This window comes from Anaeromassilibacillus sp. 1001302B_160321_C8 (assembly GCF_015554745.1).
In the GTDB taxonomy this organism is placed as follows: domain Bacteria; phylum Bacillota; class Clostridia; order Oscillospirales; family Acutalibacteraceae; genus Anaeromassilibacillus; species Anaeromassilibacillus stercoravium.
Genome location: NZ_JADNJD010000010.1, coordinates 13,307 through 38,073, shown reverse-complemented (window position 1 = coordinate 38,073; position 24,767 = coordinate 13,307). Strand labels below are relative to the sequence as shown.

The 24,767-nt window shown below is 59.2% G+C and carries 26 protein-coding genes; 8 read left to right on the top strand and 18 right to left on the bottom strand.

What is annotated here, in order from left to right; translation table 11 throughout:
* Positions 1–15 precede the first annotated feature (15 nt).
* The 3 genes from I2E77_RS08305 to I2E77_RS08295 form a co-directional block, all read right to left on the bottom strand.
* Positions 16–894 carry a DNA polymerase III subunit gene (locus I2E77_RS08305; RefSeq protein WP_195451015.1) on the bottom strand — a complete coding sequence of 293 codons (879 nt, stop codon included), beginning with the start codon at positions 892–894 and terminating at the stop codon, positions 16–18.
* The gene (locus tag I2E77_RS08300; protein ID WP_087234392.1) at positions 891–1,214 is read right to left on the bottom strand and encodes a cyclic-di-AMP receptor; all 324 of its coding nucleotides are present in this window, start codon (positions 1,212–1,214) and stop codon (positions 891–893) included. The genes I2E77_RS08305 and I2E77_RS08300 overlap by 4 nt, the downstream gene beginning before the upstream one ends.
* A gap of 262 nt (positions 1,215–1,476) precedes the next feature.
* Entirely contained in the window at positions 1,477–2,835 is a 1,359-nt protein-coding gene (locus tag I2E77_RS08295; protein WP_195451014.1) for an aminotransferase class I/II-fold pyridoxal phosphate-dependent enzyme, read from the bottom strand.
* A 149-nt stretch (positions 2,836–2,984) separates the two neighbouring features.
* On the opposite strand from I2E77_RS08295, the gene I2E77_RS08290 reads away from it, so the two are divergent.
* From I2E77_RS08290 to I2E77_RS08270, 5 genes are all read left to right on the top strand, one after another.
* Positions 2,985–3,659, top strand: coding sequence for a hypothetical protein (locus I2E77_RS08290; protein WP_195451013.1), 675 nt, complete (start codon positions 2,985–2,987; stop codon positions 3,657–3,659).
* A gap of 141 nt (positions 3,660–3,800) precedes the next feature.
* On the top strand, positions 3,801–4,196 hold the full coding sequence (locus tag I2E77_RS08285; protein ID WP_195451012.1) for a matrixin family metalloprotease: 396 nt from the start codon (positions 3,801–3,803) through the stop codon (positions 4,194–4,196).
* 13 nt (positions 4,197–4,209) lie between these two features.
* Positions 4,210–4,830 (top strand): hypothetical protein, encoded by a 621-nt coding sequence (locus I2E77_RS08280; RefSeq protein WP_087234379.1) that lies wholly within the window; start codon positions 4,210–4,212, stop codon positions 4,828–4,830.
* A 112-nt stretch (positions 4,831–4,942) separates the two neighbouring features.
* Positions 4,943–5,500 carry a hypothetical protein gene (locus I2E77_RS08275; protein ID WP_195451011.1) on the top strand — a complete coding sequence of 186 codons (558 nt, stop codon included), beginning with the start codon at positions 4,943–4,945 and terminating at the stop codon, positions 5,498–5,500.
* 835 nt (positions 5,501–6,335) lie between these two features.
* Complete coding sequence (locus I2E77_RS08270; protein WP_191521362.1) at positions 6,336–6,665, top strand: DUF2500 family protein; 330 nt, start codon at positions 6,336–6,338, stop codon at positions 6,663–6,665.
* Between the two features lie 128 nt (positions 6,666–6,793).
* Here I2E77_RS08270 and I2E77_RS08265 read toward each other — a convergent pair whose 3' ends face one another.
* The 3 genes from I2E77_RS08265 to I2E77_RS08255 all read right to left on the bottom strand — a co-directional run bounded on the left by I2E77_RS08265 (position 6,794) and on the right by I2E77_RS08255 (position 10,215).
* Complete coding sequence (locus tag I2E77_RS08265; RefSeq protein ID WP_191448908.1) at positions 6,794–7,720, bottom strand: DUF7916 family protein; 927 nt, start codon at positions 7,718–7,720, stop codon at positions 6,794–6,796.
* Positions 7,721–7,833: 113 nt separating this feature from the next.
* The gene (locus I2E77_RS08260) at positions 7,834–9,528 is read right to left on the bottom strand and encodes a phospho-sugar mutase (RefSeq protein WP_191441490.1); all 1,695 of its coding nucleotides are present in this window, start codon (positions 9,526–9,528) and stop codon (positions 7,834–7,836) included.
* 222 nt (positions 9,529–9,750) lie between these two features.
* Positions 9,751–10,215, bottom strand: coding sequence for a metallophosphoesterase family protein (locus I2E77_RS08255; protein ID WP_195451010.1), 465 nt, complete (start codon positions 10,213–10,215; stop codon positions 9,751–9,753).
* Between the two features lie 145 nt (positions 10,216–10,360).
* Between I2E77_RS08255 and I2E77_RS08250 the strand changes: the two genes are divergently transcribed.
* The 3 genes from I2E77_RS08250 (at position 10,361) to I2E77_RS08240 (ending at position 11,742) form a co-directional block, all read left to right on the top strand.
* Positions 10,361–10,540, top strand: a complete 180-nt coding sequence (locus I2E77_RS08250; RefSeq protein ID WP_087234366.1) for a hypothetical protein — start codon at positions 10,361–10,363, stop codon at positions 10,538–10,540.
* A 52-nt stretch (positions 10,541–10,592) separates the two neighbouring features.
* Positions 10,593–10,976, top strand: coding sequence for a hypothetical protein (locus I2E77_RS08245; protein ID WP_087234364.1), 384 nt, complete (start codon positions 10,593–10,595; stop codon positions 10,974–10,976).
* Positions 10,977–11,298: 322 nt separating this feature from the next.
* On the top strand, positions 11,299–11,742 hold the full coding sequence (locus I2E77_RS08240) for a hypothetical protein (RefSeq protein ID WP_195451042.1): 444 nt from the start codon (positions 11,299–11,301) through the stop codon (positions 11,740–11,742).
* Between the two features lie 56 nt (positions 11,743–11,798).
* Here I2E77_RS08240 and I2E77_RS08235 read toward each other — a convergent pair whose 3' ends face one another.
* The 12 genes from I2E77_RS08235 to rbfA all read right to left on the bottom strand — a co-directional run bounded on the left by I2E77_RS08235 (position 11,799) and on the right by rbfA (position 24,718).
* Entirely contained in the window at positions 11,799–12,773 is a 975-nt protein-coding gene (locus I2E77_RS08235) for a hypothetical protein (protein WP_087234361.1), read from the bottom strand.
* Positions 12,774–12,807: 34 nt separating this feature from the next.
* The gene (locus tag I2E77_RS08230) at positions 12,808–14,052 is read right to left on the bottom strand and encodes a glutamate-5-semialdehyde dehydrogenase (RefSeq protein WP_195451009.1); all 1,245 of its coding nucleotides are present in this window, start codon (positions 14,050–14,052) and stop codon (positions 12,808–12,810) included.
* 42 nt (positions 14,053–14,094) lie between these two features.
* Positions 14,095–14,895: a glutamate 5-kinase gene (proB, locus tag I2E77_RS08225; protein ID WP_087234357.1), complete on the bottom strand. Its 801-nt coding sequence runs from the start codon at positions 14,893–14,895 to the stop codon at positions 14,095–14,097.
* 369 nt (positions 14,896–15,264) lie between these two features.
* Complete coding sequence (gene mscL / locus I2E77_RS08220; RefSeq protein ID WP_087235086.1) at positions 15,265–15,678, bottom strand: large conductance mechanosensitive channel protein MscL; 414 nt, start codon at positions 15,676–15,678, stop codon at positions 15,265–15,267.
* Between the two features lie 345 nt (positions 15,679–16,023).
* Positions 16,024–16,293 carry a GLUG motif-containing protein gene (locus tag I2E77_RS14170; protein ID WP_195451008.1) on the bottom strand — a complete coding sequence of 90 codons (270 nt, stop codon included), beginning with the start codon at positions 16,291–16,293 and terminating at the stop codon, positions 16,024–16,026.
* Complete coding sequence (locus I2E77_RS08210; RefSeq protein WP_195451007.1) at positions 16,294–17,874, bottom strand: TasA family protein; 1,581 nt, start codon at positions 17,872–17,874, stop codon at positions 16,294–16,296.
* A 303-nt stretch (positions 17,875–18,177) separates the two neighbouring features.
* Positions 18,178–20,412 (bottom strand): polyribonucleotide nucleotidyltransferase, encoded by a 2,235-nt coding sequence (locus I2E77_RS08205; protein WP_191405462.1) that lies wholly within the window; start codon positions 20,410–20,412, stop codon positions 18,178–18,180.
* 327 nt (positions 20,413–20,739) lie between these two features.
* Positions 20,740–21,003, bottom strand: coding sequence for a 30S ribosomal protein S15 (gene rpsO, locus I2E77_RS08200; protein ID WP_087235083.1), 264 nt, complete (start codon positions 21,001–21,003; stop codon positions 20,740–20,742).
* A 157-nt stretch (positions 21,004–21,160) separates the two neighbouring features.
* Complete coding sequence (gene ribF, locus I2E77_RS08195) at positions 21,161–22,087, bottom strand: riboflavin biosynthesis protein RibF (RefSeq protein ID WP_191441496.1); 927 nt, start codon at positions 22,085–22,087, stop codon at positions 21,161–21,163.
* 91 nt (positions 22,088–22,178) lie between these two features.
* Positions 22,179–23,081 carry a tRNA pseudouridine(55) synthase TruB gene (truB, locus tag I2E77_RS08190; protein WP_087235081.1) on the bottom strand — a complete coding sequence of 301 codons (903 nt, stop codon included), beginning with the start codon at positions 23,079–23,081 and terminating at the stop codon, positions 22,179–22,181.
* Positions 23,078–24,046, bottom strand: coding sequence for a DHH family phosphoesterase (locus I2E77_RS08185; protein ID WP_195451006.1), 969 nt, complete (start codon positions 24,044–24,046; stop codon positions 23,078–23,080). The genes truB and I2E77_RS08185 overlap by 4 nt, the downstream gene beginning before the upstream one ends.
* A 300-nt stretch (positions 24,047–24,346) precedes the next feature.
* Entirely contained in the window at positions 24,347–24,718 is a 372-nt protein-coding gene (gene rbfA / locus I2E77_RS08180; RefSeq protein WP_087235079.1) for a 30S ribosome-binding factor RbfA, read from the bottom strand.
* Between the last annotated feature and the right edge of the window lie 49 nt (positions 24,719–24,767).

Sequence of the window (24,767 nt, the reverse complement as noted above, 5' to 3'; positions counted from 1 at the left end):
TCGATCGTGCAACTTTTATGCATGCCGCCCGTGGGACGCGGCCCGCATCCGGGCGCAAAAGGTCGTTACCAACAACGCAGCGTTGGCATTTTGGTCCTGTGCTTTCTGCGCGCTTTGCGCGTATTCCAAAAGGCGCATCAATTGATCCCGCGTCAAGGTGTGCGCCAGTTCCCCGGCCGCCTCCGGCTGGTGCGACAGGCAGGACGCCCCGCCTGCCCGCAGGACGCACGCATCCCGGAACAGCAGGACCAGCTGCTTTAAGATCCGGCGGAACCGCTCCTTGTCCTTGATAAGTGGTGCGGTCAGCTCCAAAAGCTTGGCTTCCCCCGGGGCTGGAATTGCCTGGCAGATGGCCGCAGCAAGCTCCAGATCGGCGGGGTCCGCCTGCTCTTCCCCTTCCAGGGTGAAGAGCTGCGCCCGCGAGCGGACCGTCGGAAGCAGTTTCACCGCCGAAGTCACGGTCAGGAGAAACAGCACCCGGTCCGGCGGCTCTTCAAACACCTTCAAAAGCGCATTCTGCGCCTGTTCGGACATCGTCTCCGCGCCCTCCAATAAAAAGACGCGCAGCGGCGCTTCATTCGGCTTGATGTAGGCATCCGCCCGGATCTGCCGGATGGTATCCACATGGAAGGAGCGCGCCGCCGTGCCGCCGCCCACGATGGTGATGTCCGGGTGCGCGCCTGCCGCCGCCTTGATACAGCCCGGGCAACGGCCGCAGGGCCGCTCCCCCTCGCCCGTGCAGACCGCCGCCTTTGCAATCCACCGCGCCAGTTCGGATTTCCCTGAACCTGCCGGGCCTTCTAAGAGGATCGCATGCGGCAGGCGGGCTTCTTGAAACGCGAGGGAAAGGCTCTGCTTGACCGTCTCGCTACAGCGAATCCCTTCGAAATTCATACTTTTTCGAAACGGTCCACATCCAGCACAAAGATCGTCGCACCGCCCACGGTGACCTCGATCGGCACGGATGTATACATACCTCCGTCCATGGTGGATGCGCTGGGGACAATCTGGGTGCGGCGGCTGCTCTGTTTGCGGATGATGTCGATGACCTGATCGACCTGGCCGTCCTCCACGCCGGAGATAAACGTCGTATTGCCGGCCATCAGGAAACCGCCCGTAGTCGCCAATTTGGTGACGGGGAATCCCTCCTGCGTCAGCGCAGAAGAAACCATGCTGCTATCATCTTTGCTCACGATTGCAAGTACCAGCTTCATCGAAACTCCCTCCGTTCGGTCGGCCGCAAAAGGCGGCCATTTATGTATGACAATGTTTGCACCATATTCACTTGGTTCGATACACGGGCGCGCCAGCCGCATCCATTTGCCAAACGGCGCAGCATTCGCCCCTGCGAAACCCACAGGACCGTCTCTTCCCCGTCTCCGCGAAAGGCCCCTTCCCCCTGCGGGCATCTGCCCGGGAGCAGCGCCAGCAAAGCGGCTAGGAATGGATTCCCTTTCAGAACCTGTGGAAGAAACATTATTTGTATTTTAACACTTTTAGCGAGGAAAAGCCATAGGCGCGCAAAAAGTCCACGGCGTCTTTTGTAATTTCCTCCCCCGGCATCACAACCGGTACGCCGGGCGGGCAGGGGCACGCGGGGTCCGCCGCGATCCGCCCAACGCATTTTTCCAACGGGACCGCCTCAGCGGGGGCGAGCACGGCGTCCCGCAGCGGGATCCGTGCGGGCGGCAAGGGGGGCATGCCATCCGTATGGGGCGTGTGGCGGTTTCCAAGGCTCCGGGGCAGCGGGACCGCCGCGCGCGCTTCGCGGTCCGCCAACAGGCGAATGCCCTTTTCCAAGCGCTCAAAGTCGCGCTCCGTGTTAAACGGCGTCGCAATCAGCACGACAAATTGGCTGTCCGCATATTCCGGTTCACACCCGGCGTACCGCAGCAGCTCCGCCGCCGCCTGCCCGGTCAGCTCCGCCGGGGTGACGTCCAAGGTGATGCGCGTCGGGTCCCACCGGCGCGGGTCCTCCCACCAGCCCATGCCGGGGACGTGCAGCCCCACGCGCTCCGCCAGTTTCTTCAGCTCGCGCACACGCGCCTGTAGGCGGGAAAATTCCAGCCGCCCGTTGTCCTCCAGCCAAGCCCGGCACCAATCTAGCGAGGCCATGACCGGGTAGGACGGGCTCGTGGAACCAAACAGCGCCATCGCGCCCTTGGCGTCCCGGACAAACCGCTCGTCCGCGATGTTCAACCATGCGCCGCCGGTCATGACATTGAGCGTCTTGTGCGCAGAACAGGCGGTCATGGAGGCCCCCAGCGCAATCGGATGCAGGACGGGCTCCGTGAAGAAGAGGTGCGCGCCGTGGGCATTGTCCACGAGCAGGGGGATTCCCTGCTCCCGGCACGCCGCGGCAAGCGCGGGGATGTCCGCCAACTCCCCGTAATAATTCGGGCTGGTCACATAGGCCGCCCGCACATCGGGGTGCAGTGCCACCGCGTCCACGAGGTCCTCCGGAAGCGCCCAGACGGGTTCCAAGCCCAACAGCGCCATGGCATTCACCGCGGAGCGGTGTACCACGCGGCCGCACAGGATCTTCCCCCCGTTCGGCGCGGCCAGGCGCAGCATCGCCTGGATACACAGCGAGCACCCGCCCGCGGAGAAGAACGTCCGCTTTGTGCCAAAAAGCCGCGCGGCGGCCTGCTCCGCGCGCAGGATGGGGCCTTCGGCTTCAAAGAGGCTGTCGGTGTCCGGCAGCTCGGTAAAATCGAGGGATAAGAGGTCGTCCGGAAGGGCTGCGGGGTTGTTTTTGTGGCCAGGCGTATGGAAGGCCGCGCGGTGCAGGGCGCGGTGCTCCATTAGGGCCGTGTAAAGAGGTGTTTCAGACATGGGATGGGTCCTTTCTCATAGATTGTAACATCTTATATTTGTTATAAATAATTACATTTTCGTAATATAAAAAGTTTTTGTCCTCATTTTGTTTTCTTGATCGTTGTTAATATATAGAAAAAAATGAACCTGAAAGGAGGGTGGCCGCCTTGAAAAAGTTTTGTGTTTTCTTACTATCCCTATCCTTTTTCATCTTCTTAGCCTCCTGTAACTCCAATGGGCCAAGCAATGAAAGGACGTCAGACGTGGCAGAGTTTGACCCTCTCCTCTTCCTGAACCATTTAGAACAGGCTCCCGCCGCCAATAACAATGAAACAGCATCTGTAACGATCGATGGGATCACCTATCAAATGGTTGCCGAACTGCTCCCTATGAAGGGACCCCTCCATAAAGCTCCTGTGATGCAGGATGACGCTTATTATTTTATGTGGAACGGCCAAATTTTAGATGCAGACCAATACTACAGCTTAACGGCCACCATCACCATTCAAAATTCCACCGATCAACCCTTTGGTTACAGCTTTGCTTTCTCACACGCTCAACTGCAAACCGGAACCGGGCTAACGCAAAAAAGCAATCCTCCGGATCTATCCTTAAACGTGGTCCCGCCACATTACTGCGCAGACGTAATTCTGGAATATCCGGTTGCAAAAGGGCCGGGACTGGAAGAAATCACGATAACCTTCCCACATATGGATTATAACCAAATATTCTGGGAGGACTACCGAAATCTGGAGCAAGCGCAACTCTCGCCCGAAGAACTGGCGAACAAATACCAAGATCATATGACACCCATTGCCTTGACCGCAGCAATTGCTGGATAAACGCATCCCGCTTTCTACGCTTTTACGCTTTTGATCGAAAAGCTCGGCGATCTACACATAAAGGATTTGGACGGAAAAGCGCGGTCCCTTTGTGGGGTGCAAGTTTCGCCTCGTCAAAATTTTACTGGGATGGATTTGCCTATGAAGCTCAACAAAACCGGATACTTTTCGCATCCTAAAATTCTTTTGGGGTTTATTCTGTTGATCGTTGCGGCAACAGCCATCTTCCTAACAACCCGGCCGGAAGAGACCCCCTACTCCTTCTTCTCGGAAAGCAACGGCAGTGGACAAACCGACGGCTATATCGGGGACTGGGGCGACGAAATCGCCAGCGCAAAAGTCACCTTAAATTCTGTGGGCCTTTTGGACTTCAGCTCCGCCGTCCAAGCACAGACGGTCATCCACGAATTTGGTCATGCGCTTGGTCTAAAACATCCGCCTTGTACGGAAACAGCCGTCATGCAGCCAACTACAGCTACGGCCGCTTACGTCATTCTCGACCACGATGTTGAGTCGTTGCAGGCGATCTATGAATAGGAGGGGAATCAACATGATGAAAAAGCTCTTTATCTCCCTGTGTATGGCCGTCCTACTGACAGCAATGGTGATGATTCCCAGCGTACATGCTGAGGAGATGGATATCCAAAGCTTGCCGTTTCATTCGATCGAAGGTTTTATCGTAAACGAACCAGAAACCTTTGCGAGCCTTGTAGAGCGGTCTCCCTATATTGTAAAAGGCGTTCTATCGGATGCGAAAAATTACCTGCCCATTGAGGATGATCCGGAGTACGGATCGACAACGGGATTTACGCACTCCACCCTCACCATCACGGAGTCCTTCAAAGGGGACTTAAAAGCGGGGGACACCATCCCCTTTATAGAAGGCTACTTTATCCAAGAGGATCTTCATGGAAACCCGTCCGTTGTCTCCTATTTTGGACACCAGCCCATTATACAAGGGCGGGAATACATTCTTTTCATTTGTCCAGGAAATCACGCAGCGGACGTTGGCCGGCCATGGAGCGGGGCATTTTCTGAAACGCATCCCTGGTGCGCCAGCTTTGCTGTCCCTGAAGACGGCGAACTCGTCCTCCCTGAACATCTGAGTGCCCAGGGTGAAGAGCAGTATGCCGCATGGTATCAGTCCGCACTGGAGCGTTATGATGCTTAAAGGAAAAGTCATTCTTTCGAATAACTGGGAAAGGAACTCATAAGAAGCTTTCTTTTTTTAGGGGCGCTATGATTCGATCTGCAAAGGCAAAAATCATGATGGAGTTACACCTATGGAGCCCAACAAAACCGGATGCTTTTCGCATCCTAAAATTCTTTTGGGGTTCGTTCTGTTGATCGTTGCAGCAACAGCCATCTTCCTAACAACCCGGCCGGAAGAGAACCCCTACTCCTTCTTCTCGGACAGCTTTGGCCTGGCCTTGCCGGAGCACACGGAGGTCCTGTTCGAAGAAGATACCTATGGCGCTATGGGCGACGGATACCGGCTTTATGCTTTTTCGCTCCCGCCCAGCGAACGGGACGCTTTCCTCTCCCAGGGCGCTATGGCGCGCTGGTCGCCCCTCCCGCTGCCAGAGGACGTTGCGCACTCCTTGCGGCAACGAGTGCAGGCCATTGGTTCGCTCCCCGGCAAAGAACTGGCGAGGGACCTCTTCCGTGAGAGTGGGAACCGGCAGGGATTCTACTGCATTCTTTCCTCGTGGCATAAACAGCCTGGGGCCGTGCTGAACCATGCGCATTTTGACCAAGATATCCCCTTGTTTCAAAACATCGTCGTGGGCATGGTCGATTTGCAGGACAATGCCATCTATTATTATTCCTGGAATCAGTAAAAATAGGCCATCCCCATTTTAAATGATTCATGAGGAAAAGCTGCGGCTTTCTCGCAAAGGCCGCCCGCCTTTCCGTCGGCCTTTTGGAACTCCCGCCCCGCAATCCAAGTACAGGCTACAAGAATTGTATCGCACATAAGCACATCTGGACAGCGCTCTCGGACGGTCTTTCCGCTCGGGAGCGCTGTTCCTTTCGAACCATTGCGCGGCCTAACAGAGAAAGGCGATCGCGCTTCCATGCAATCACTGAAAAGCGGCCTATCCGGCCATACGACGGGCAGCTCCTTCCTTTCAAAATTGCCCGCTTGCCCATGTAGTCCCCGCCGTAGGCGCGAAAGACACTGCGTGTCCGGGCAAGAAAGCAAAATTCCCAGCCGCCTGCCCGCGTAGTCCTCGCCGTAGGCGCGAAAGACACTGCGTGTCCGGGCAAGAAAGCAAAATTTCCAGCCGCCTGCCCGCGTAGTCCTCGCCGTAGGCGCGAAAGACACTGTGTGTCCGCGAAAGATACTGTGTGTCCGCGAAAGGCACTGTGTGCCTAGACATGGAGCGGCCCTTTTTTCAATATAAATGAAAATAGGAGGCGATGGACATTTCGGCGTGAGAATTTATCACATGTGTCCCTTTTTGTCAAAATTTTTCGTTGTTAATGAGCAAAAGAAAATTTTGGGCAAAAAACAGCGATGCCTATTTTCGTTTCGTACAACCGTCAGCCGGCGGGGACTGTCCCTCTGCCGTTCCGCTGCGGAATCTGTCCCGCCTTTTCCTACAAACTCCATCGCTATCAGACGGCCGCCACGTGCGGCAAAAACGCCAGACGTCCTCGGGAGGGGAAGCCATGAATCCATTCGGAATCTTTGTTTGCATTTTATGGGGAACCGTCGCCCTTTTCAGCGTCCTCTCGTTTGTGACGGTTGTACATAACAACCGCCGGAACCTCAAACGCGCACAGGCCGTGGTGATCGGAAAAAACGTTTCCCCCTCCGGCCGCACCAGCACAGCGCGCTCCTCGGATGCGAAAACGGACTATATCATCCTGTTTTCCATCGGCGGGGTGACCCGTTCCCTGTTTGCCGGGCAGGCGCTCTATACGGATTTACAGGTGGGCGACCACGGCACCCTCTCCTACCGGGACGGCCGGGTGGTCGGATTCACGCGCGCGGCATAGCGGCGGCCCTCTTGACCCGCCGTGGGATACCTCCCGGGATTCCATCTGCCGGAGCGGGCCCTGCGGGAAACGGTTTTCTTCTTTTTTGCTCTAAAACACTCTTCCGGCTCCGCCGCCGGGGATAGGCGTTACCGGTTGATGGAGCGCGCCATGCGGCGGTAGGTGTGGCGGATGCCCTTGATCGCGGACGAATAGGCCATAATGTTCTCCGGCAGCGCCATGCCGATATAGCCCGCGTCGCCCAGATGGTGCATATCGGTGCCGGTCATCTTACACATGAGGGCGATCTGCCGGATGGTCTGCTGGTCCGCGCCCTCCTGGGACGTCCCCACCGCGGTGAGGGTCAACAGGCCCAGGGAATGCGCATAGCTGACCAGCTCGCGGATATACTCCATCGTCACGCCCGGCACCGTCCCCGGCGCGGGCAGGAGGATCACATCTGCGCCCGCATCGGCAAATTCGGAAATGTCCTCGCGGGTAATGATTCCGCGCCCCGCCTCGGAGAGGATGCCTGATGCGTGCATCTTGCCAGCCACCAGGATCACCTTGTCGCCCAGCTCCGGCGCAATCGCCTTGAGCGAAGCCGTGATCGCTTTGTTCTGGACGCCGATGCCCGGGTTGCCCGTCAAGACAATCATGTCCGCGCCCATGGAGACGGCGGTCTTGGCGTTTTGCAGGCTCGCCCTGCGGCCGTTCGTCAGGCTCCAGATGTCCTCATCCGAACCCGCGGAGAAGGATTGCTCGGCGGGCTCAAGGTTCACCGCAATCAGGCGCCCGGTCAGGCGCTTGATCTCCCGGATGGTGTCCTTCGGCTCCACCTTCGGCAGGCCCCAAATTTGGGGCTCGATCACATCGAACATGTTCAGGATGACCACGTCCGCGCCCATGGCGCAGACGAACTCCGCGTTTGTGATGTTGCCCAGCATGGGCTGCACCGCGCCGATCGTCTCACATGCCAATATGCGTCCCTCGCTCATGGCGATGGATTTCAGGATTTGGTCTTTGTTCATGGATTCCAGATCCGTGGTATTGCAGTCCAACAGTCGTTTTAACATGGCATATTCCTCCTTGAAAACAGGAAGGGCGGATGGTTCCCATCCGCCCCCATTTTTGTCTATCGCTCTTTTCAGCATTCCCCAAAGGGGCCGCTGTTAACCGGCTATTTGCATCAGATGCCGAGCAACGGCTTGATCGCCGCTTCCAGCTTCCCGACGATCTCCTCCGAGGCCGCCTGGCCGTCACCCTTGGCGGAGAGGTAAATCTTGATCTTCGGCTCCGTGCCGGACGGACGGACAATCACCTTGCTGCCGTTCTCCAGCCGGTATTCCAGCACATTGGACTTCGGCAGGGAGATTTCGCTTTCCGCGCCGCCGTCATAGCGCTTGCTCGCCTCGTAATCGGACCAGCCGGAGACCTGATAGCCCGCGATTTCCGCCGGCGCATTGGCGCGCAGGGTGTCCATGATGCGGTTCATGGTCTTCATGCCGTCCTCGCCCTCAAAGGCAAAGTTCAACAGGCCGTTCTTGTAATAGCCATGCTTTGCATAGAGTTCGTTCATCGCATCGACCAGGGTCTTGCCCTGCTGCTTGTAGTAGTACGCCATCTGGCAAATCAGCATGCTCGCGTCCACCGCGTCCTTGTCGCGCACATAGCCGCCGGAGAGGTAGCCATAGCTCTCCTCAAAGCCAAAGATGTAGCGCTCCGGGTGGCCGGCCGCTTCCAGGGAAGCGATCTGGTCGCCGATGTATTTAAAGCCCGTCAGCACGCGGCGCATCTCGATGCCGTATTCCTTGGCCACGGCGTCCGCCATGTCGGTGCTGACGATGGTGGTGACCGCCACCGGGTCCTTGGGCATCTTGCCGTTTTTGATGCGCGCCTGTGCGATGAAGTCGAGCAGCAGAACGCCGACTTCATTGCCGCTCATCAATACATATTCGCCGTTCTGGTTGACGGCGATGCCGCAGCGGTCGCAGTCCGGGTCGGTCGCGACCAGCAGGTCGGCCTGCACCTTCTGGGAGAGCTCCAGGCCCTTCTGCAACGCCTCTTTGACCTCCGGGTTCGGGAACGGGCAGGTTGTGAAGTGGCCGTCCGGCATCTCCTGCTCCGGGACGACGGTCACATCGTCCACGCCGATCATGTCGAGGATGCGCGTCACACAGACGCGGCCGGAACCGTTCAGCGGCGTATAGACCACCTTCAGGCCCTTGCAGGGCTCCGGGATCACGCTCTGGTTCAGCACCTCCTGCAAGAAGGCGTTGATCACTTCATCCTTAATATAGCTGATGCGGCCTTCCTTTACGCCGTCTTCAAAGCTCATGCGCTTCACGCCTTCGAAGACGTCCGTCCTGGCGATTGCGTCGGAGACCTCCTTCGCCATCTCGCTGGTGATCTGGCAGCCGTCGCTGCCGTAGACCTTATAGCCGTTGTATTTCGCGGGGTTGTGGCTCGCCGTCACGCAGACGCCCGCATCGCACTTCAGATAGCGCGTTGCAAAGGAGAGGGTCGGCACCGGGGAAAGCCACGGATAGATGTGCGCGTGGATGCCGTTTGCCGCCAAAACTGCCGCCGTCTCTTTCGCAAATACATCGGACTTGATGCGGCTGTCGTAGGCGATCGCCACATTCGCGTTGCGCACATGGGCGTTCAGGTAATCCGCAAGGCCCTGGGTGGCCTTGCGCACAATATAGACGTTCATGCGGTTGGTGCCCGCGCCGATCACGCCGCGCAGGCCCGCTGTACCGAAATCCAGGTTGCAATAGAACCGGTCGTTGATCTCTTCCGGCTGGTCGCGGATTGCCTCAAGCTCCGCCGTCAAATCGGGGTCATCCAACTTCTGGGCCAGCCATCTCTCGTATTCACTCATCATTTAATCCCCTTTCAATTTGTAAAGCTCTATCTAGGGTTCCCGCTCCAGCGGGAATTTATTGGTATCCATGTATAGAGTACCATGTGTTTTTCCCGCTGTCAACCGGCTTGCAGCGTGGAATTCTCTCTGCGCGGGCGGCCTCCAAAACCGCGCCCCGCCCGTGCCTGCAAGCATGGGAAAGCATCTTCCGGCGGCCTCTTTTTTCAAGCATCGCGCCGCTCAAAGGCGGATGATATTCGTCACAATCCCCGCCTTGGTGATGTCGATGATCCCATACGTCCCCATGCTGCCGTGTAAGCTCCCCGGATTCAGGATGTACAATCCATCGTCGTATTCTGTCAGCGCCTGGTGCGTATGGCCAAACAGGACAATGTCGGCCTTTTTCTCCCTGGCCGCGCAGCACACATTATACAATCCGTATTTTACATTATGCGTATACCCGTGTGTATAAAAAATTTTCTTCCCTTCCAGGGTGATCTCCGCATCGACCGGCAAATCGCACCCCCAATCGCAGTTGCCGCGCACCTGCAAAAAGGTTTTCTCGGGAAATTTTGCTTTGACCATTTCTGCTTCATCCGCGCCGTCGCCCAGATGGATGACCACCTCGGCCTTCGGCTGGCGGAGCACCGCTTGTTCCAGCGCATACTGGTCCCTGTGGGTGTCCGATACTACTAAAATTCGCATGTAAATTCTTTCCCTTCCCTTATGGCGGGCCCGGACAGGCCGAACCGCATTCTGATTTGTATCATATACTATCTTATACCGACATATATTATTGATGACCCATCAAGCAATATCCGCTTGTCATCAAAAAAGGAGTGGTCGAACGATGGCAGTCAATCCGCCGAATGCAGAGCAGGCAAAGATGCTCAACAACCTATTGAAAAGCCTCAGCCCTGCTGACACAGCAAAGCTGAACCAGATCCTAAACGATCAGGAAGCCACCAGCCGCGTGCTGAGCACGCCGCAGGCACAGGAGCTTTTGAAAAAACTGACCGGCAAGGGTTGAACCCCCGGTCCCCGCGCAAGCCGCACGGCACATCCAGAAAGGAGGGAACGCGATGGACGACTTAACCGGAAAAATCAGCGAACTGCTGCAAAATCCAGCCATAGCGAGCCTTCTTAGCCAGTTCGGTGCGCCGCAGGGAGAGACGCCGGAAGCGCAGCCAGAAAGCGCTCCGCCTGCCCCGCCGCCCAGCGTCCCACAGGCATCCGCACAGGGGAACCCCCTCTCCGGCCTGGGGCTGGACGGCGATATGCTCCAAACCGTCATGAAACTCGCCCCGCTGCTCTCCAGCCTAAACCAGGAGGACGACAGCACCCGCTTCCTGCATGCGCTGCGGCCCATGCTCAGCAACGAGCGCCAGACCAAGCTGGACCAGGCGTCAAAAATCTTGCAGCTCATGCGGATGCTCCCCCTCCTGCGCAGCCAAGGCATCCTTTAGCCCCGGCGGGCCCCCGCCTTCCCCGGCCGCTTAGCCGCCGGACGGAAATGGGACGCCCCACGCGGCGTCCGTTTCCCGTCGGTCTGTCCAGCGTTTGCCAAGCGTGCATCCCGAAGGGGCAACCGGCGAGGGAGCCATCGGGCGGCCAATCCCCTTTTTATGCGCTCGATTCTTGCGGGCCGTCCCCACAGGGCGCTTCTTGCGCTGCCTGTGAAACGGCGCCGCGTCCATTGGAGGTGGTGAGATGGCGGTCAGCGACAGCGAAATGAACCGGATGCAGCAGGATGCCATCCGCCGCGTTCGCGAGATGCAGGCGCGCGCCATGCAATACCAGTCCGGCGGGCAGCCGGAATCCCGCCGCAGCGATACACACGCGCAGCAGCGGCAAACTGCCCCATCCGCGCGCAATGCCCCCGCCGAACGGCGGGAAACGCCCGGCGCACAAGGGCAGCATGCGCCGCAAAACACAGCCGCGCACGCGGACCGTTCCCAGCACACGCAGCAGTCCGTGCACGCTTCCCCGGGGGCATCCCCCTCCGGCCGGGAAGCCGCGGCCTCCAACCAGCGGCAGGCGCAGCCGCCCAAGGCACAGCCGGCGGTTTCCGCCCCGCCAGCAGCCGTGCGGCCCGCCAATCCCGTGACGGACATCTTCCAGATGCTCTTCCGGGACAGCGACCGGACATTGCTCCTCGCGCTGATCCTGATCCTCAGCGAGGAAAAGTCCGATCCCGGCCTGCTGTTCGCCCTGCTGTATATCGCGCTGTAACATGTATCGCGAAAACCATCAAGAACCACGGGTAATGGTTGCCCGTGGTTCTTTTCTTATTGCTCTTCCTCCAAAGACCGGATGGCAGAAATATAATACTCCTGGGTGGATGGGTCCTGCGTCAGCTCATACTCCATGTATTTGGTCGGCGTGGGCCCCTCCAACGTGCTGCTGGTCTGGTTACGCCATTCGTCGCTCGGGGACACGTATCCCACGCGCAGGTACACCTTGCCGCCGCTCCTCCGCTCGCTCTCCGTATAGGGGGTATAGCTGCTGTCCGAGCTGTACAGCGCCACATGGAATTCATTCTGCACGGAGTCGTATTCAAAGAACGTCTCCTCCGCCGGGGTCTTGGGCTGCAATTGGCAGTCCGGCCCAAAGAGCGCGCGGCAGGCGTCCACCACGTCCCCCAGAGGCACCAGCGCGCGCCCGGCCTCGTCGTATTCCGTGTAGTTTGTCCCGTTGTTGGCCGTGATCGTCTTCCAAAGGGAAGCGTTCAGGATAAAGTCCTCGTTTGCCTCTTCGATGGATTCAAATGGGGCCGGGTCCTGCATGACCACCGGCGTGAGGAAGGTATCGTACGCGCGCAGCTGGGAATCGTCCGTCACCGTGGTGTAGATCCGGTTGCCGATGGTGCCGGCGATAAACACGACGCCCACCAGCGCCAGCAGGAGCACCAGGGAGCCCACCACCACGCCATAGCGCCTGCGCCCCTTTTTGCGGGCAGGGCGCTCCGGCAGGGAGGGGATCTCCGCCTCTTCTTCCTCCAGCGCCCACTTGGTCAACAGCGCGTCGTCCTCGTCCGCATCCGGATAAAAATCGTCGATCTCCGTCGCATCGTCCTCGGTCGAGGAAACGGTCGGCCGCTCGGCAAACGCATCGCGGTAGTCCGCGGTAAAGTCCGCGATCTTCTCCTTGCGCCGCTTTCCCGCGGCGGGCGCTTTTTCCTGCTCCGTGTTCTTCTCCTGGGCAGTTTCCGCCTTTGGGTGCTTGCGCGCCCGGTTCTTTCGATTTTCGAGTTGGTTATTCATGTATCCTCTCCGTATGATTATCTATATTCTATACTTATCGGATTTGCCCGTCCCCCATGATGATGAACTTCGTGGAGGTCAGCTCGCGCACGCCCATGGGCCCGCGGGCGTGCAGCTTCTGGGTGGAGATGCCGATCTCCGCGCCGCAGCCGAATTCGCCGCCGTCGGTAAAGCGCGTGGAGGCGTTGACATAGACCGCCGCTGCATCCACCCGCTCCGTAAACGCGCGCGCATTCGCATAGTCGTTCGTGATGATGGCCTCGCTGTGCCCGGACGAATACGCCGCAATGTGCGCGAGGGCGTCCTCAAAGGAATCCACCACTTTGACCGCCAGGATGTAGTCGAGGTATTCGCGGCCCCAGTCCTCTTCTTCGGCCGGCACCACGCAGTCCCCCAGGATCGCGCGCGTCCGTTCACAGCCGCGCAGCTCCACCTGCTTCGCGTCCAGGCGCGCTTTGATCGCCGGCAGCGCCTGCTCCGCAATGTCCTGATGGACCAGAAGCGTCTCCATCGCATTGCAGACCGACGGGCGGGAGGTCTTGGCGTTAAAGACGATGTTGGCCGCCATATCGATGTCCGCGGAGGCGTCCACATAGACGTGGCAATTCCCCACGCCGGTCTGGATCACGGGGACATGGGAATTCTCCACCACGGAGCGGATCAGCCCTGCGCCGCCGCGCGGGATGAGCACGTCCAGGTAATCGGTCAGGCCCATCATTTCGATGGAGGATGCGCGCGTGGTGTCCTGCACCAGCTGGATGCAGTCCGCGGGCAGCCCGGCCTCTTCCACCGCCTGGCGCATCGCCTCGGCCACCGCGGTATTCGAATGGATGGCCTCCTTCCCGCCGCGCAAAATGACGGCGTTGCCCGCCTTCAAGCAGAGCGCTGCCGCGTCCGCCGTCACGTTGGGGCGCGCCTCGTAGATGATGCCGATCACGCCGAGCGGCACGCGCACGCGCTGGATCTGCAGGCCGTTGGGACGGACAAACCCGCTCACCACCTGCCCGATCGGGTCCTCCTGCGCCGCCACCTCGCGCACTCCCTGCGCCATCCCGGCAATGCGGGCAGAGGTCAGCGCCAACCGGTCCAACATGCTTTTGCGCATCCCGCTCTCCCGCGCCGCTTGCAGGTCCTTTTCGTTTGCGGCCAAAATCTCCGCCTCGTGCGCTTCAATGGCGTCCGCCATCTTCAGAAGGGCCGCGTCCTTTTTGGCCCCGGCCACCGCCAGCGCACGCGCCGCCTCCTTTGCCTTCTGTCCCATTTGCTCTAAAATCGTCATGAAATCCACCTCTTTATTCCCGGGACGGTGCCCGATTTTATTTTACTGCTTTCCAGTGCCGAAAACTGTCCCAATCTGCTCGCCATCGAAAAGATGGTACAGGTTTTTGGGATTCGCACCGCTCATCACGCAGCAGCAGATGCCCGCTTCGTTGGCAATCGCCGCCGCGCTGACCTTGGTCCGCATGCCGCCCGTGCCGCGGTTGGAGCCGGTGCCGCCCGCCAGCGCGATGACCTCCGGCGTGACCTCGCGCACAAACGGGATGCGCTTTGCATTGGAATCCGCGCGGGGGTTGGCATCGTACAGGCCGTCGATGTCGGTCAGGATGACCAGCAGGTCCGCGTCGGTCAATTTGGCCACAATCGCGGAGAGCGTATCGTTGTCGCCGATCTGCATCCCGACCAGCTCGTCCACGGCGACGGTATCGTTCTCATTGACCACCGGGATGATATTCATCGCGATCAGCTCCTGGAACGTGTTGATGACGTTCTGCTTGCTGTGCGGGCTGGACACGACGTCCCCGGTCAACAACACCTGCGCCACCGTGCAATTGTACTCGCCAAAGAATTTGTCGTACATGAACATCAGCTCACACTGCCCAACGGCTGCAAGCGCCTGCTTTTTCTCCGTCTCCTGCGGCCGTTCTGTCAGCCCCAATTTGCCCACGCCCACGCCGATCGCGCCGGAGGTCACCAGAATGATCTCCCGGCCGGAATTTTGCAGATCGCTGAGCACCTTGCACAGGGATTCCATCCGCCGCAAATTGATCTTGCCGTTTTCATAGGTCAAGGTGGAGGTGCCCACCTTGACCACAACCCGCTTTGCCTGTGTGATTGCCGACATATTGTATATCCTCTTTTCCCTCAAGTTTTCCATGTTCTTGGATGGCATACGCCCGCCGCGCATAGGTCCAGCTGCCAAGGGGGCCCTCCCTTTGGTAGGGAACCTGCGTTGCCAGCGAATGTCATTTACACCCATTATAGCATGTCTGGCGCACAGAATAAAGCCGGATTTCGACACGGAATGCATTCGCGATGGATTCCTTTTGCAGGGCAGCCCTATCTTATGGCCATACCGCCCACCGGTGCAGATTTTTATAAAACGGGCCGGCTGCGACAACAACAGCCGGCCCGCTTCCCATGCGGTTTCTTCTTTTGCGCGTGCGAAACCCCAAAAGGCAATCCCCTGTTTTGCCGCGCCCTGCCAAACGCCTTACGGCTTTTCCACATCCAGCAACTGCGACGTACAATGCGGGCAGCGGGTCGCGTCGATTGCAATTTCCGTCTTGCAATACGGGCACTTCTTCGTCGTTGCCGCGGCGGGCGCCTCCTCTTTTTTATGGGCCAAGGAGGCCAACTTGTTCATTCCCTTGAGCAGGCAGAACAGTACAAACGCCATAACCAGGAAATTCACCACAGCGGTGAGGAAGCTGGACGCGAAGCTTGCAACGTCCTGCAAGGTGTATGTCGCGCCGCCCGTGACCAGGTTCAAAATCGGGTTGATAAAATTATCCGTCAGGGAGGTGACGATCCCGGAAAACGCACTGCCGATGATTACGCCGACCGCCATGTCCATCACGTTTCCGCGAAGCGCAAAGGTCTTAAACTCCTGCATAAATTTTTTCATAGCTCCTGATTCCCTTCTTTTGGATTTCCTCCACTATAACACAGGAAGGCTGTCTGGGAAAGGGGATCGCGCGGATTTTGTCGAAAGGTAGCAAGATTGTAACCGGTTGCAGGCCGCCCGGCGAAAAAAAGAAGGGCCTTCCCACGCCGTGTGGCCTGCTCGTGGCAGCCAAGGGCCGTCCTTTAAAATACCTTTAAGAAACATAAAAAATCAGGGGCAGACTGTAAATCTGCCCCTGATTTTGCTTGCTTCATGGACTCACGGGAACAACGCCCGGAAAAGTCATTCAAACGAAATGGAAGATTCTGTTCCATTCACACGGCCGGAACCGGTGGAATGAACCGGTCAGCCTACAGAGCCAACTTTCCCACCAACAAGCAGACGCTTTGCATATGCATCCGGATCATCCTCAATTTCTGCTTCTGTGACAAATACGGTTACATCAAGATCGGTAACGGTACAATTCGTGATCGGTTCACTTCCGGAACCTGCATATCCAACAATCCCACCAACCTGCTGCGAAGGGATTCCTTCTTTTCCGCCTTTAACAGAACCACCTATAACATGGCAGTTATCAATCGTCGCACTTCCAGTGGTAATATAGCCAGCAATCACTCACACTCTTGCAAGCGTAGAGTTTGTTGATCCATTCATACGGCCCCACACGTCGGGTTCCTCAACCTTCAGATTGCGAATGACACCGGCATCCTCATGACCGGTCTGCCCCTTGACCCAGCCGAACAATCCGGTCTGCACATTCGTGGGATTATGAATCGTCAATCCGGTAATGGTATAGCCCTGTCCGTCCAGGTTACCCCAGAATTCGTCGCAATTTGTGTTGCTATCCGGCGTCCAACCGATCGGCATCCAGCCCCGGTCTTCGGTCCAACCCTGTTCTGCCCAAGTTTCGCCGTAGTAGCCCGTCAGGTCGATATTGCGGCCGATCTCAAAGTAATAGAAATCGCCCCTTGTCGACGAGCCCATATACTTGCGCACATTGTCCAGCTGGCGGGCGTTCATAATCAAAAACGGATTTTCTTTCGTGCCGTCGCCACTGTCAAAGTCCTTGCTGGTATCGTCCACATATGCGTCCTCCTCCACTGTGAAGGCCGCCGCCGTGTCCTCGCCCTGATACGTGACGGTCCCATCCTCCGCCAGGGTGATGATATAGGTCTCGTCCATATTGGCCGGACGGTATCCGGTGCCCTCCAGCTCGCTGGCAAGCGGTTTCAGGTCGACTGAACCCGGGACGGCTTCAATTGCACGGTCGACTTCTTTTACCAAGGCGCGCGTACCGTCCACCGTTTGATAATAGACCTTAACCGTCGCCTGAACCTTGTCCTGGGTTTCGCCGCCTTCCTGACCGCCCTGCTCGCCGCCTTCTCCTTCCGAAGAATCGCCCCAATCGGGCAGCGGCGCCATACGCGCGCCTTCGTCCACCTGGCCCGCATTCACATACAGGGACGCATGGAAGTGCTTGCCCTGGCCCTCATTGCCAACGGTCACCGGCAGCCACGCCGCTACAATGTAAGAATCCTTTTCCCCCGCTCGGAGGATTTCCGGCACTTCATAATCCGAAGGCTTTCCGTCCTTCCACAGGGTCACGGTACCGTCGATGTCCCCGTCCCCTGCGCCGTTGTCAATCGGCTGAAGCGCGTAGCCGTCCGCCGTCTCTGCCACCCGGTACAGCTGGATATGCAGCACCCCGCGCAGATCGTTTTGGCAGGCAATCTCCGGCTCGTTCTCATCCACCTGGACGCCGCCCGTGCCGTTGTCCACCATATTGGGGATCGTATGTCCATATGGGAGGTCCGGATCGCTGCCCTTTGCCTGCTCCCGAACCGCCAAGTTGATACGCGCCGGGAGCGTGCCCTTGTTTTCCACATTCACCTGATAGAAATACAGCGGGACACCTTCAAAGCCTTCCTGGTTTTTATTGGTGATGACCCCGTCTTCATCCATTTGGAACGCATCGCGCAGCTGATCAATGGTCAGCGGGCGAAGGTTGGTGAAATTCAAGGGCACAACCTCTTCAGTGTTGCCCTCTGTCAAATCGACATCCAACACGCCGGCTTGAAAATTTGAACCTACCTGCTCGGCATCCATATACCAAGCAAAGGTGGTCCCTCCCAACAGCGTCAACACAAGCAAAAACGAGACAATCGATAAAACGAGATGCCTTTTTGTCTTGTCCATCCTCTCACGCTCCTTCTGCAACTGCCGCCCTCAACCTAAACGGAGGACGGTATAACTCATGTTTATTATACGCCATTTCCCCCATCTGTTACAAGTATTTATCCGAAGAAAAAGCAAAGGATTTCCAAAAATTTTGTACGGCTTGGCTATCTTTTGGTAAAACATCGATATCCAGGGCCATCAACCGCCGTCCCGATTGGGGAACGGGCCTTGCATACAACCGCCCTTTGCCCGGGAAAGAATCCCCAAAGGGTGCAAAAAGGCCGCCCCGGGAAGCTCCCAGGGCAGCCAGTTCCTGCCTTCTTATTTATTGGGCTTCTTATTGGTATTGGCGATAAACCCGTTGCTGGCGCGCGGGCGGTCGTCTCTGCGGCGGAAATGCCCTCCGTCGCGGCGCTCCGGGCGGCGCGGGGAATCCGAGATCGTGTTCTCCGGCACCAGGCCCTCCACCTCGATCAGCGCATCGCGTCGGGAGAGGTTCAAACGGCCCTTGTCGTCGATCTCCAGCACCTTGACCATGACCTCGTCGCCCACGTTGACGACGTCCGTCACCTTCTCGGTGCGCTTCACATCCAGGCGGGAGATATGCACCAGGCCCTCCTTGCCGGGGGCGATCTCTACAAACGCGCCGAAGTCCATAATGCGCGTGACCTTGCCGTTGTAAATGGCGCCCGGCTCCGGATCGTTGACAATGGTGTCCACGATCGTCAGTGCGCGCTGGCAATTGTCCTTATCGAGGCCGGAAATAAACACATGGCCGTCCTCTTCCACATCCATCTTGACGTCGCACTCGGCGCAGATCTTCTGGATGACCTTGCCGCCGGAACCGATGACCTCGCGGATCTTATCCACCGGGATCACGGTGCTCATCATCTTCGGCGCATACTTGGAGAGCTCCTTGCGCGGCTCCGGAATGCACTTGAGGATGATCTCATCGATGATGTAGTTGCGGGCCTTGTGGGTCTTTTCCAGCGCTTCCTTGACCATCTCCGGGGTCAGGCCGCTGATCTTGAGGTCCATCTGGATGGCGGTGATGCCCTCCTTGGTGCCCGCGACCTTGAAGTCCATGTCGCCGAAGAAGTCCTCCACGCCCTGGATGTCCACCATGGTCATCCAGCGCTCGCCCTCTGTGATGAGGCCGCAGGAGATGCCGGCCACCGGCGCCTTGATCGGCACGCCGGCCGCCATCAGCGCCAGGGTGGAACCGCAGATGGACGCCTGGGAGGTGGAACCGTTTGAGGAAAGCACCTCGGAGACCAGGCGGTACGCATACGGGAATTCCTCCACCGACGGGATCACCGGCACCAGTGCGCGCTCTGCCAATGCGCCGTGACCGATTTCACGGCGGCCCGGGCCGCGGCTGGGCTTCGTCTCACCGACGGAGTAGGACGGGAAATTGTACTGGTGGATATAGCGCTTGAACTCCTCCTCGTCGATGCCGTCCAGCATCTGCTGGTCGCTGACCGGCCCGAGGGTCGCTACAGTGAGCACCTGCGTCTGGCCGCGGGTGAACATGCCGGAACCGTGCACGCGCGGGAGCAGGTCGATCTCTGCCGCAAGCGGACGCATCTGGTCCATCTGACGGCCGTCCACGCGCTTCTGCTCGTCCAGCAGCCAGCGGCGGACAATGTATTTCTGGGTGCGGTACATGCATTCCTCGATCTTGGCCTCCTGCTCGGGGTAGATCGGGTCGAACTTCTCATGCACCTTCTCATAGATCGGCTTGAGGCGTTCGTCGCGGACGTTCTTGTCGTCCGTATCGAGGGCGTACTTCACGTCCTCCATGGCGAACTCTTTGATGGCGTTGAGCATCTCTTCGTCCGGCTCGTTGCTCGGGTAGCTGAACTTCTCCTTGCCGATCTCCTTCTGGATGCCCTTGATGAACTCGATGATCTTCTGGTTGGCCTCGTGGCCCGCCATGATGCCGTTGTACATCTCTTCGTCGGTGACGATCTTCGCGCCCGCCTCGATCATGGCGATGCGCTCGTCCGTGGAAGCGACGGTGACGGCCATACGGCTCTTTTCACGCTGTTCCGAGGTCGGGTTGATGATATATTCGCCGTCGATCAGGCCGACGGATACGCCGGAGATCGGGCCGTTCCACGGGATGTCGGAGATGGTCAGCGCGATGGAGGTGCCGACCATGGCGGCGATCTCGGGCAGGCAATCGTGGTCCACGCTCATCACGGTGCAGACGACGGAGACGTCGTTGCGCATGTCCTTCGGGAACAGCGGGCGGATCGGGCGGTCGATCACGCGGGACGTCAAAATCGCTTTATCGCTCGGGCGGCCCTCCCTCTTGAGGAAGGAACCGGGGATCTTGCCCACCGCATAGAGCTTCTCTTCAAAGTCCACGGAAAGCGGGAAGAAATCCACGCCCTCGCGCGGCTTCGCGGAAGCGGTCACCGCGACATGCACCACGGTGTCGCCGTAGCGGACCAGGCATTCGCCGTTTGCGAGCTGCGCCATCTTGCCGGTTTCAATCACCAGCGGACGTCCGGCAAAATCCGTTTCAAACGTTCTGAAATTTTCAAACATCTTGTCTCCTCCTAGAATCAGAAATGCATGGTTCTCTCATCTTGCCCCGGAAAGCCCACCGGCAACCGGCAAAAATGGCCGTCCGGCCCTTTCCAAGGGCGTCTGTCAATCTGTCCATTGGGTTGCAACCCCTTCGGGAGGAAACAGGTTTAGCAATGAAACCAGCCCCGCGCCGGGCGCGGCGTTCGTTTCACGGCTAAGGCCTGCACTTCCCATCGGGATCGGGCAAACAGGCGGCAACCGGCGCTTGACGCGGCGGCGCCTCCCTCTGCCTGAACGCGCAGAAGGGCAGACGGCAAAATGCCGCCTGCCCCAGCCAATGTTTTCTTATTTACGGATGCCGAGCTTGGCAATGATCGTACGATAGCGCTCGATGTCCACACGCATGAGGTAGTTGAGCAGGTTTCTTCTCTGGCCAACCATCTTCAGCAGGCCGCGGCGGGAGTGATGGTCCTTCTGATGGATCTTCAAATGCGCCGTCAGATCGTTGATTCTCTTGGTGAGGACTGCGATCTGGACTTCCGGGGAACCGGTGTCGCCCTCGTGCATCGCATATTCCTGGATAATGGCTGTCTTTTCTTCTTTCAGCATGTGCTTTTCCACCTTTTCTAAAATTTGGGGGCAAACCCCTTTTCTATGCGCCCATATTCACAGTAGCAGGCCGGTGTCTGCCCGACCGGGCTTACCCCTGCAACCGGGAATAGGGTAGCCTCGCACGCCCCATATTTCCGGGGCAAAACTACAGGTATTATACCACGGGCATTTCCTTTTGTAAATATGCGGAAATGATCTTTTTTGCCGTCTCCGCGTTTTGCAGGATGTTGTTCTGAAGCTCTTCGATCCCGCTGAATTTCTTCTCCGGGCGAATGAAATCGATCAGGTCCACGCGGATATTTTCCCCGTACAGCTCCTCGCCGTGGTATTCGGGGATCCAGGTCTCGCTCAGCGGCGCGTCCGCGCCGACGGTCGGCTTCACGCCGACGTTTGTGACGCCGTAATAATCGCCGTCGTTCAGGCTGACCAGGGAGGCGTATACGCCGAAGCGCGGCAGCACAAAGCCCTCGGTGAAGACCTGGTTGATGGTCGGGGTGCCCATGGTGCGGCCCAGCTGCCGGCCGCGCACAATCTCGAAATCGTAGCCGAACGGCCGCCCCAGCAGCCGCTCCGCAGCCGCCACATCCCCCTGCTGCACCAGCGCGCGGATGCGGGTCGAGCTCACAGTCTCGCCGTCCACCTCCACCGCGGGCACGATTTCACAGCCGATGCCGCGCTCCTCGCAGAGCGCCTGGAGCATCTCCGGCGTGCCCGCGCCCTTGTAGCCAAAAGTGAAGTTAAACCCGCAGCAGACCTTCCAGGCGTGGCAGACCCGCACCAGGACTTCGTCCACAAACTGCTCCGGGCTCATGGTCCGGATCGCCGCGAAGCGCAGGGAATACACCTGCTGCACGCCCATCCGCTCCAACAGGTGGAGCTTTTGGCGTTTGGTGACCAGCTGCCCGCCGGATTTCCCGCCCAGCTCCTCGAGCGGGTCCGCAAAGGTCAGCACGGACGGCGTCAGGCCCGGCGCACACGCCGCGCGGATCACACGCCGGTGCCCCAGATGCAGGCCGTCAAAGCAGCCGAGAGCGACCGCGGCCCGCGGCGCGCCCGGAGTCAAATCATGGTATACGTTCATAGATGGTTCCTTTATCTCCCTGCCCGTCCGCCGGCAGCCTGAAAGGGCTCCCAGCCCGCCCCTGCGGGGGCCGGCCTCCCTTGCGCCGCCGTCAGACGAATAGCTTCAAAATTTTTAATTCGTTTGCACCGCGGTCCACGGTCCCCAGCCCCAGGAAGGTTCCCTCGGGGCCGTACACCCGCAGCCGCAGCCCGTCCGCCGCATTCTGTTTAGCGAGCGCCGTACGCCCCAGGTCGAGGCTTCCGCCGTTGCGGAACCGGACCGCCTGTGCCGCCGACACGCGCAGCGCGGGCCGCTCGGAAAACAGCCGGTCCACCGGGAGCACGCGCGATTCCAGCTTCCCCTCTTCCGCCAAAGCGCGCGCACCGTCGAGGGGGACGGCGTCCTCCAATGAGAATCCGCACGCCGACGTCCGCCGCAGCGCGGTCATCACGCCGTATGTGCCGAGCGCAGCGGCAATGTCCGCGCACAGGGTGCGGATATAGGTCCCTTTGGAACAGCGCACCTCCAGCGCGCCGGTCTGGGAGGCTTCGTCAAAGCGGATGCATTCCAGCGTTTCAATCGTGACCGGGCGTTTTTCCCGCTCCACCGTGATCCCCTGGCGCGCGAGTTCATACAACCGCTTGCCATCCTTGCGCACAGCGGAGTACATCGGCGGCTCCTGGAGGATATTTCCACGGAAATGCGGGAGCGCCGCCAGCAGCGCGTCCTTTGTCACGCGCACATCGCTGCGCGCGAGCACCTCCCCGGTGGAGTCCTGGGTATCCGTGGCGTAGCCGAAGGCGAATTCCGCGCGGTATTCCTTGCTGGTGTCCTCCAACAGGGACGCCGCCCGGGTCGCCTTCCCCAGCAGGATGGGCAAGACGCCCGTCGCCATGGGGTCCAGTGTCCCCGTGTGCCCGGTCTTTTCGCGCCCGGCGAGGCGCCGCACCACGGCGACCACATCGAAGGAGGTGTAATCCGCCGGTTTGTCCACCACCAGGACGCCGTTCACCGGCCGTCCTCCTTCTGCTGTTCCAGATACGCGCCGATTGCGGCGACGATGCGCTCGGTCGCCGCTTCCTTTGGCCCCGGAAGCGTACAGCCCGCCGCGCACGCATGGCCACCGCCGTCGAACAGCGCGCAGATCTGCGCCGCGTTCACCGGCTCCTGTGTGCGCAGGGAGACCTTGTATTCCCCGCTTTTCTTTTCGCGCAGGGTGACGCCGACCAGCACCCCTTCGATCTGGCGCGGGATGGCCGCCAGCCCCTCCAAATCGTCCTCGCAGGCGCCCGATTCCGCAATCATATCGCGCAGGATGTATACGACGGCGCACCGGTCGTCCAGGTAGAAGTTCATGGAGTCCAAAACCCGGCGCTCCATCTCCAGCCGGGCGCGGGTCTTGGTATCGAACATCTCGCGGTTGATGGCGGCCGCGTCGATGCCGGTCTCCATCATGCACGCGGCGATGCGGTACGTGCGCGGCGTCGCGTTCGTATATTTAAAGCATCCGGTATCCGTGGTGATGCCGGTATAGATGGCCTGGGCGATCTCCGGCGTGATCTTCGCACCCAATTTGGTGATGAGCGCATAGATGATCTCCGTGGTCGCGGCGGCTGTGCTGTCCACATACGTGTATTTTGCAAAGGTGCGGTTGCCCGCGTGGTGGTCGATGCAGAGGTCCACGCGGCCCTCGTATTCCTCGCGGATGGGTTCGCCCAGCAGGTCGATGTCCGCGACGTCCACCGCCACAACCGTCTTTGGCTCAAATTCCTGTTTTTTCACGCCGCGGAACATAAAGGCGTACTTTGCGCTGACCGCATGGCGGCAGCGCGTTTTGGCGCGTTTGCCCATGCTTTGCAGCGCCATACAAAGCGCGGCGGCCGAACCAAACGTATCCCCATCCGGGAATTGATGGCTCAAAATGACGATGTCGTCCGCACGGCGCAGATACTCCGCCGCGTCATCCAGGCTGATCATCGTTTGCTACACTCCCCTTTCGGTCTCCGGAATGTCTTCTCCGTCTGTTTTCAAAATTCTTCCCGTTCTTGCCCGCAGGCAGCCGCCGGGGATCCCTTCCGGCCTGGGGTTGTCCGCCCGGCTTGTTTGGCCCCGGCCCCCAAAGCAAAAAGCGTGCGGAACGCCTGAAGCGGGGACGTGCCGGGGATTCCTGCGAATCCCCGCCGGGAAATCCCAAAGGGATTCCCGGGCGCGGTCCCTTCGGACCGCGCGCACGTCCCCGCCGCCCCGCGTTCCCCCGGGGCTCCCCCCGGCGGTTGGTTAGGGTTCTTCCTCCTGTCCGTCCTCCTTGGGAAGCGGCAGGTCGTTTAAAATTTTCGAAATGTTTGCGCTGTATTCGATGGAGTCCGTCGCCTTAAAGTGCATCTCCGGCACATGGCGCAGGCGCAGCCGCTGGCCCAGCTCCCGGCGGATATAGCCGGAGGCGGACTTCAAGCCCTGTGTCGCCTGCTTTGCGTGCTCCATGCCTTCCATCGCGCTGATATAGACGGTGCAGTACGAGAGGTCGCTCGACACATCCACGCGCACAATACTGATTAATCCCTGCACGCGCGGGTCCTTGAGCTCCCGGAAAATCGCGGTGAGCTCCCGGCGGATGTCCTCCGTCGTCCGTCCCATTCTATGGCTTGGCATCTTGTTTCACCTCCGCGGCCGCAGCGCGCCAGCGCGCCCCGGGCCGTCC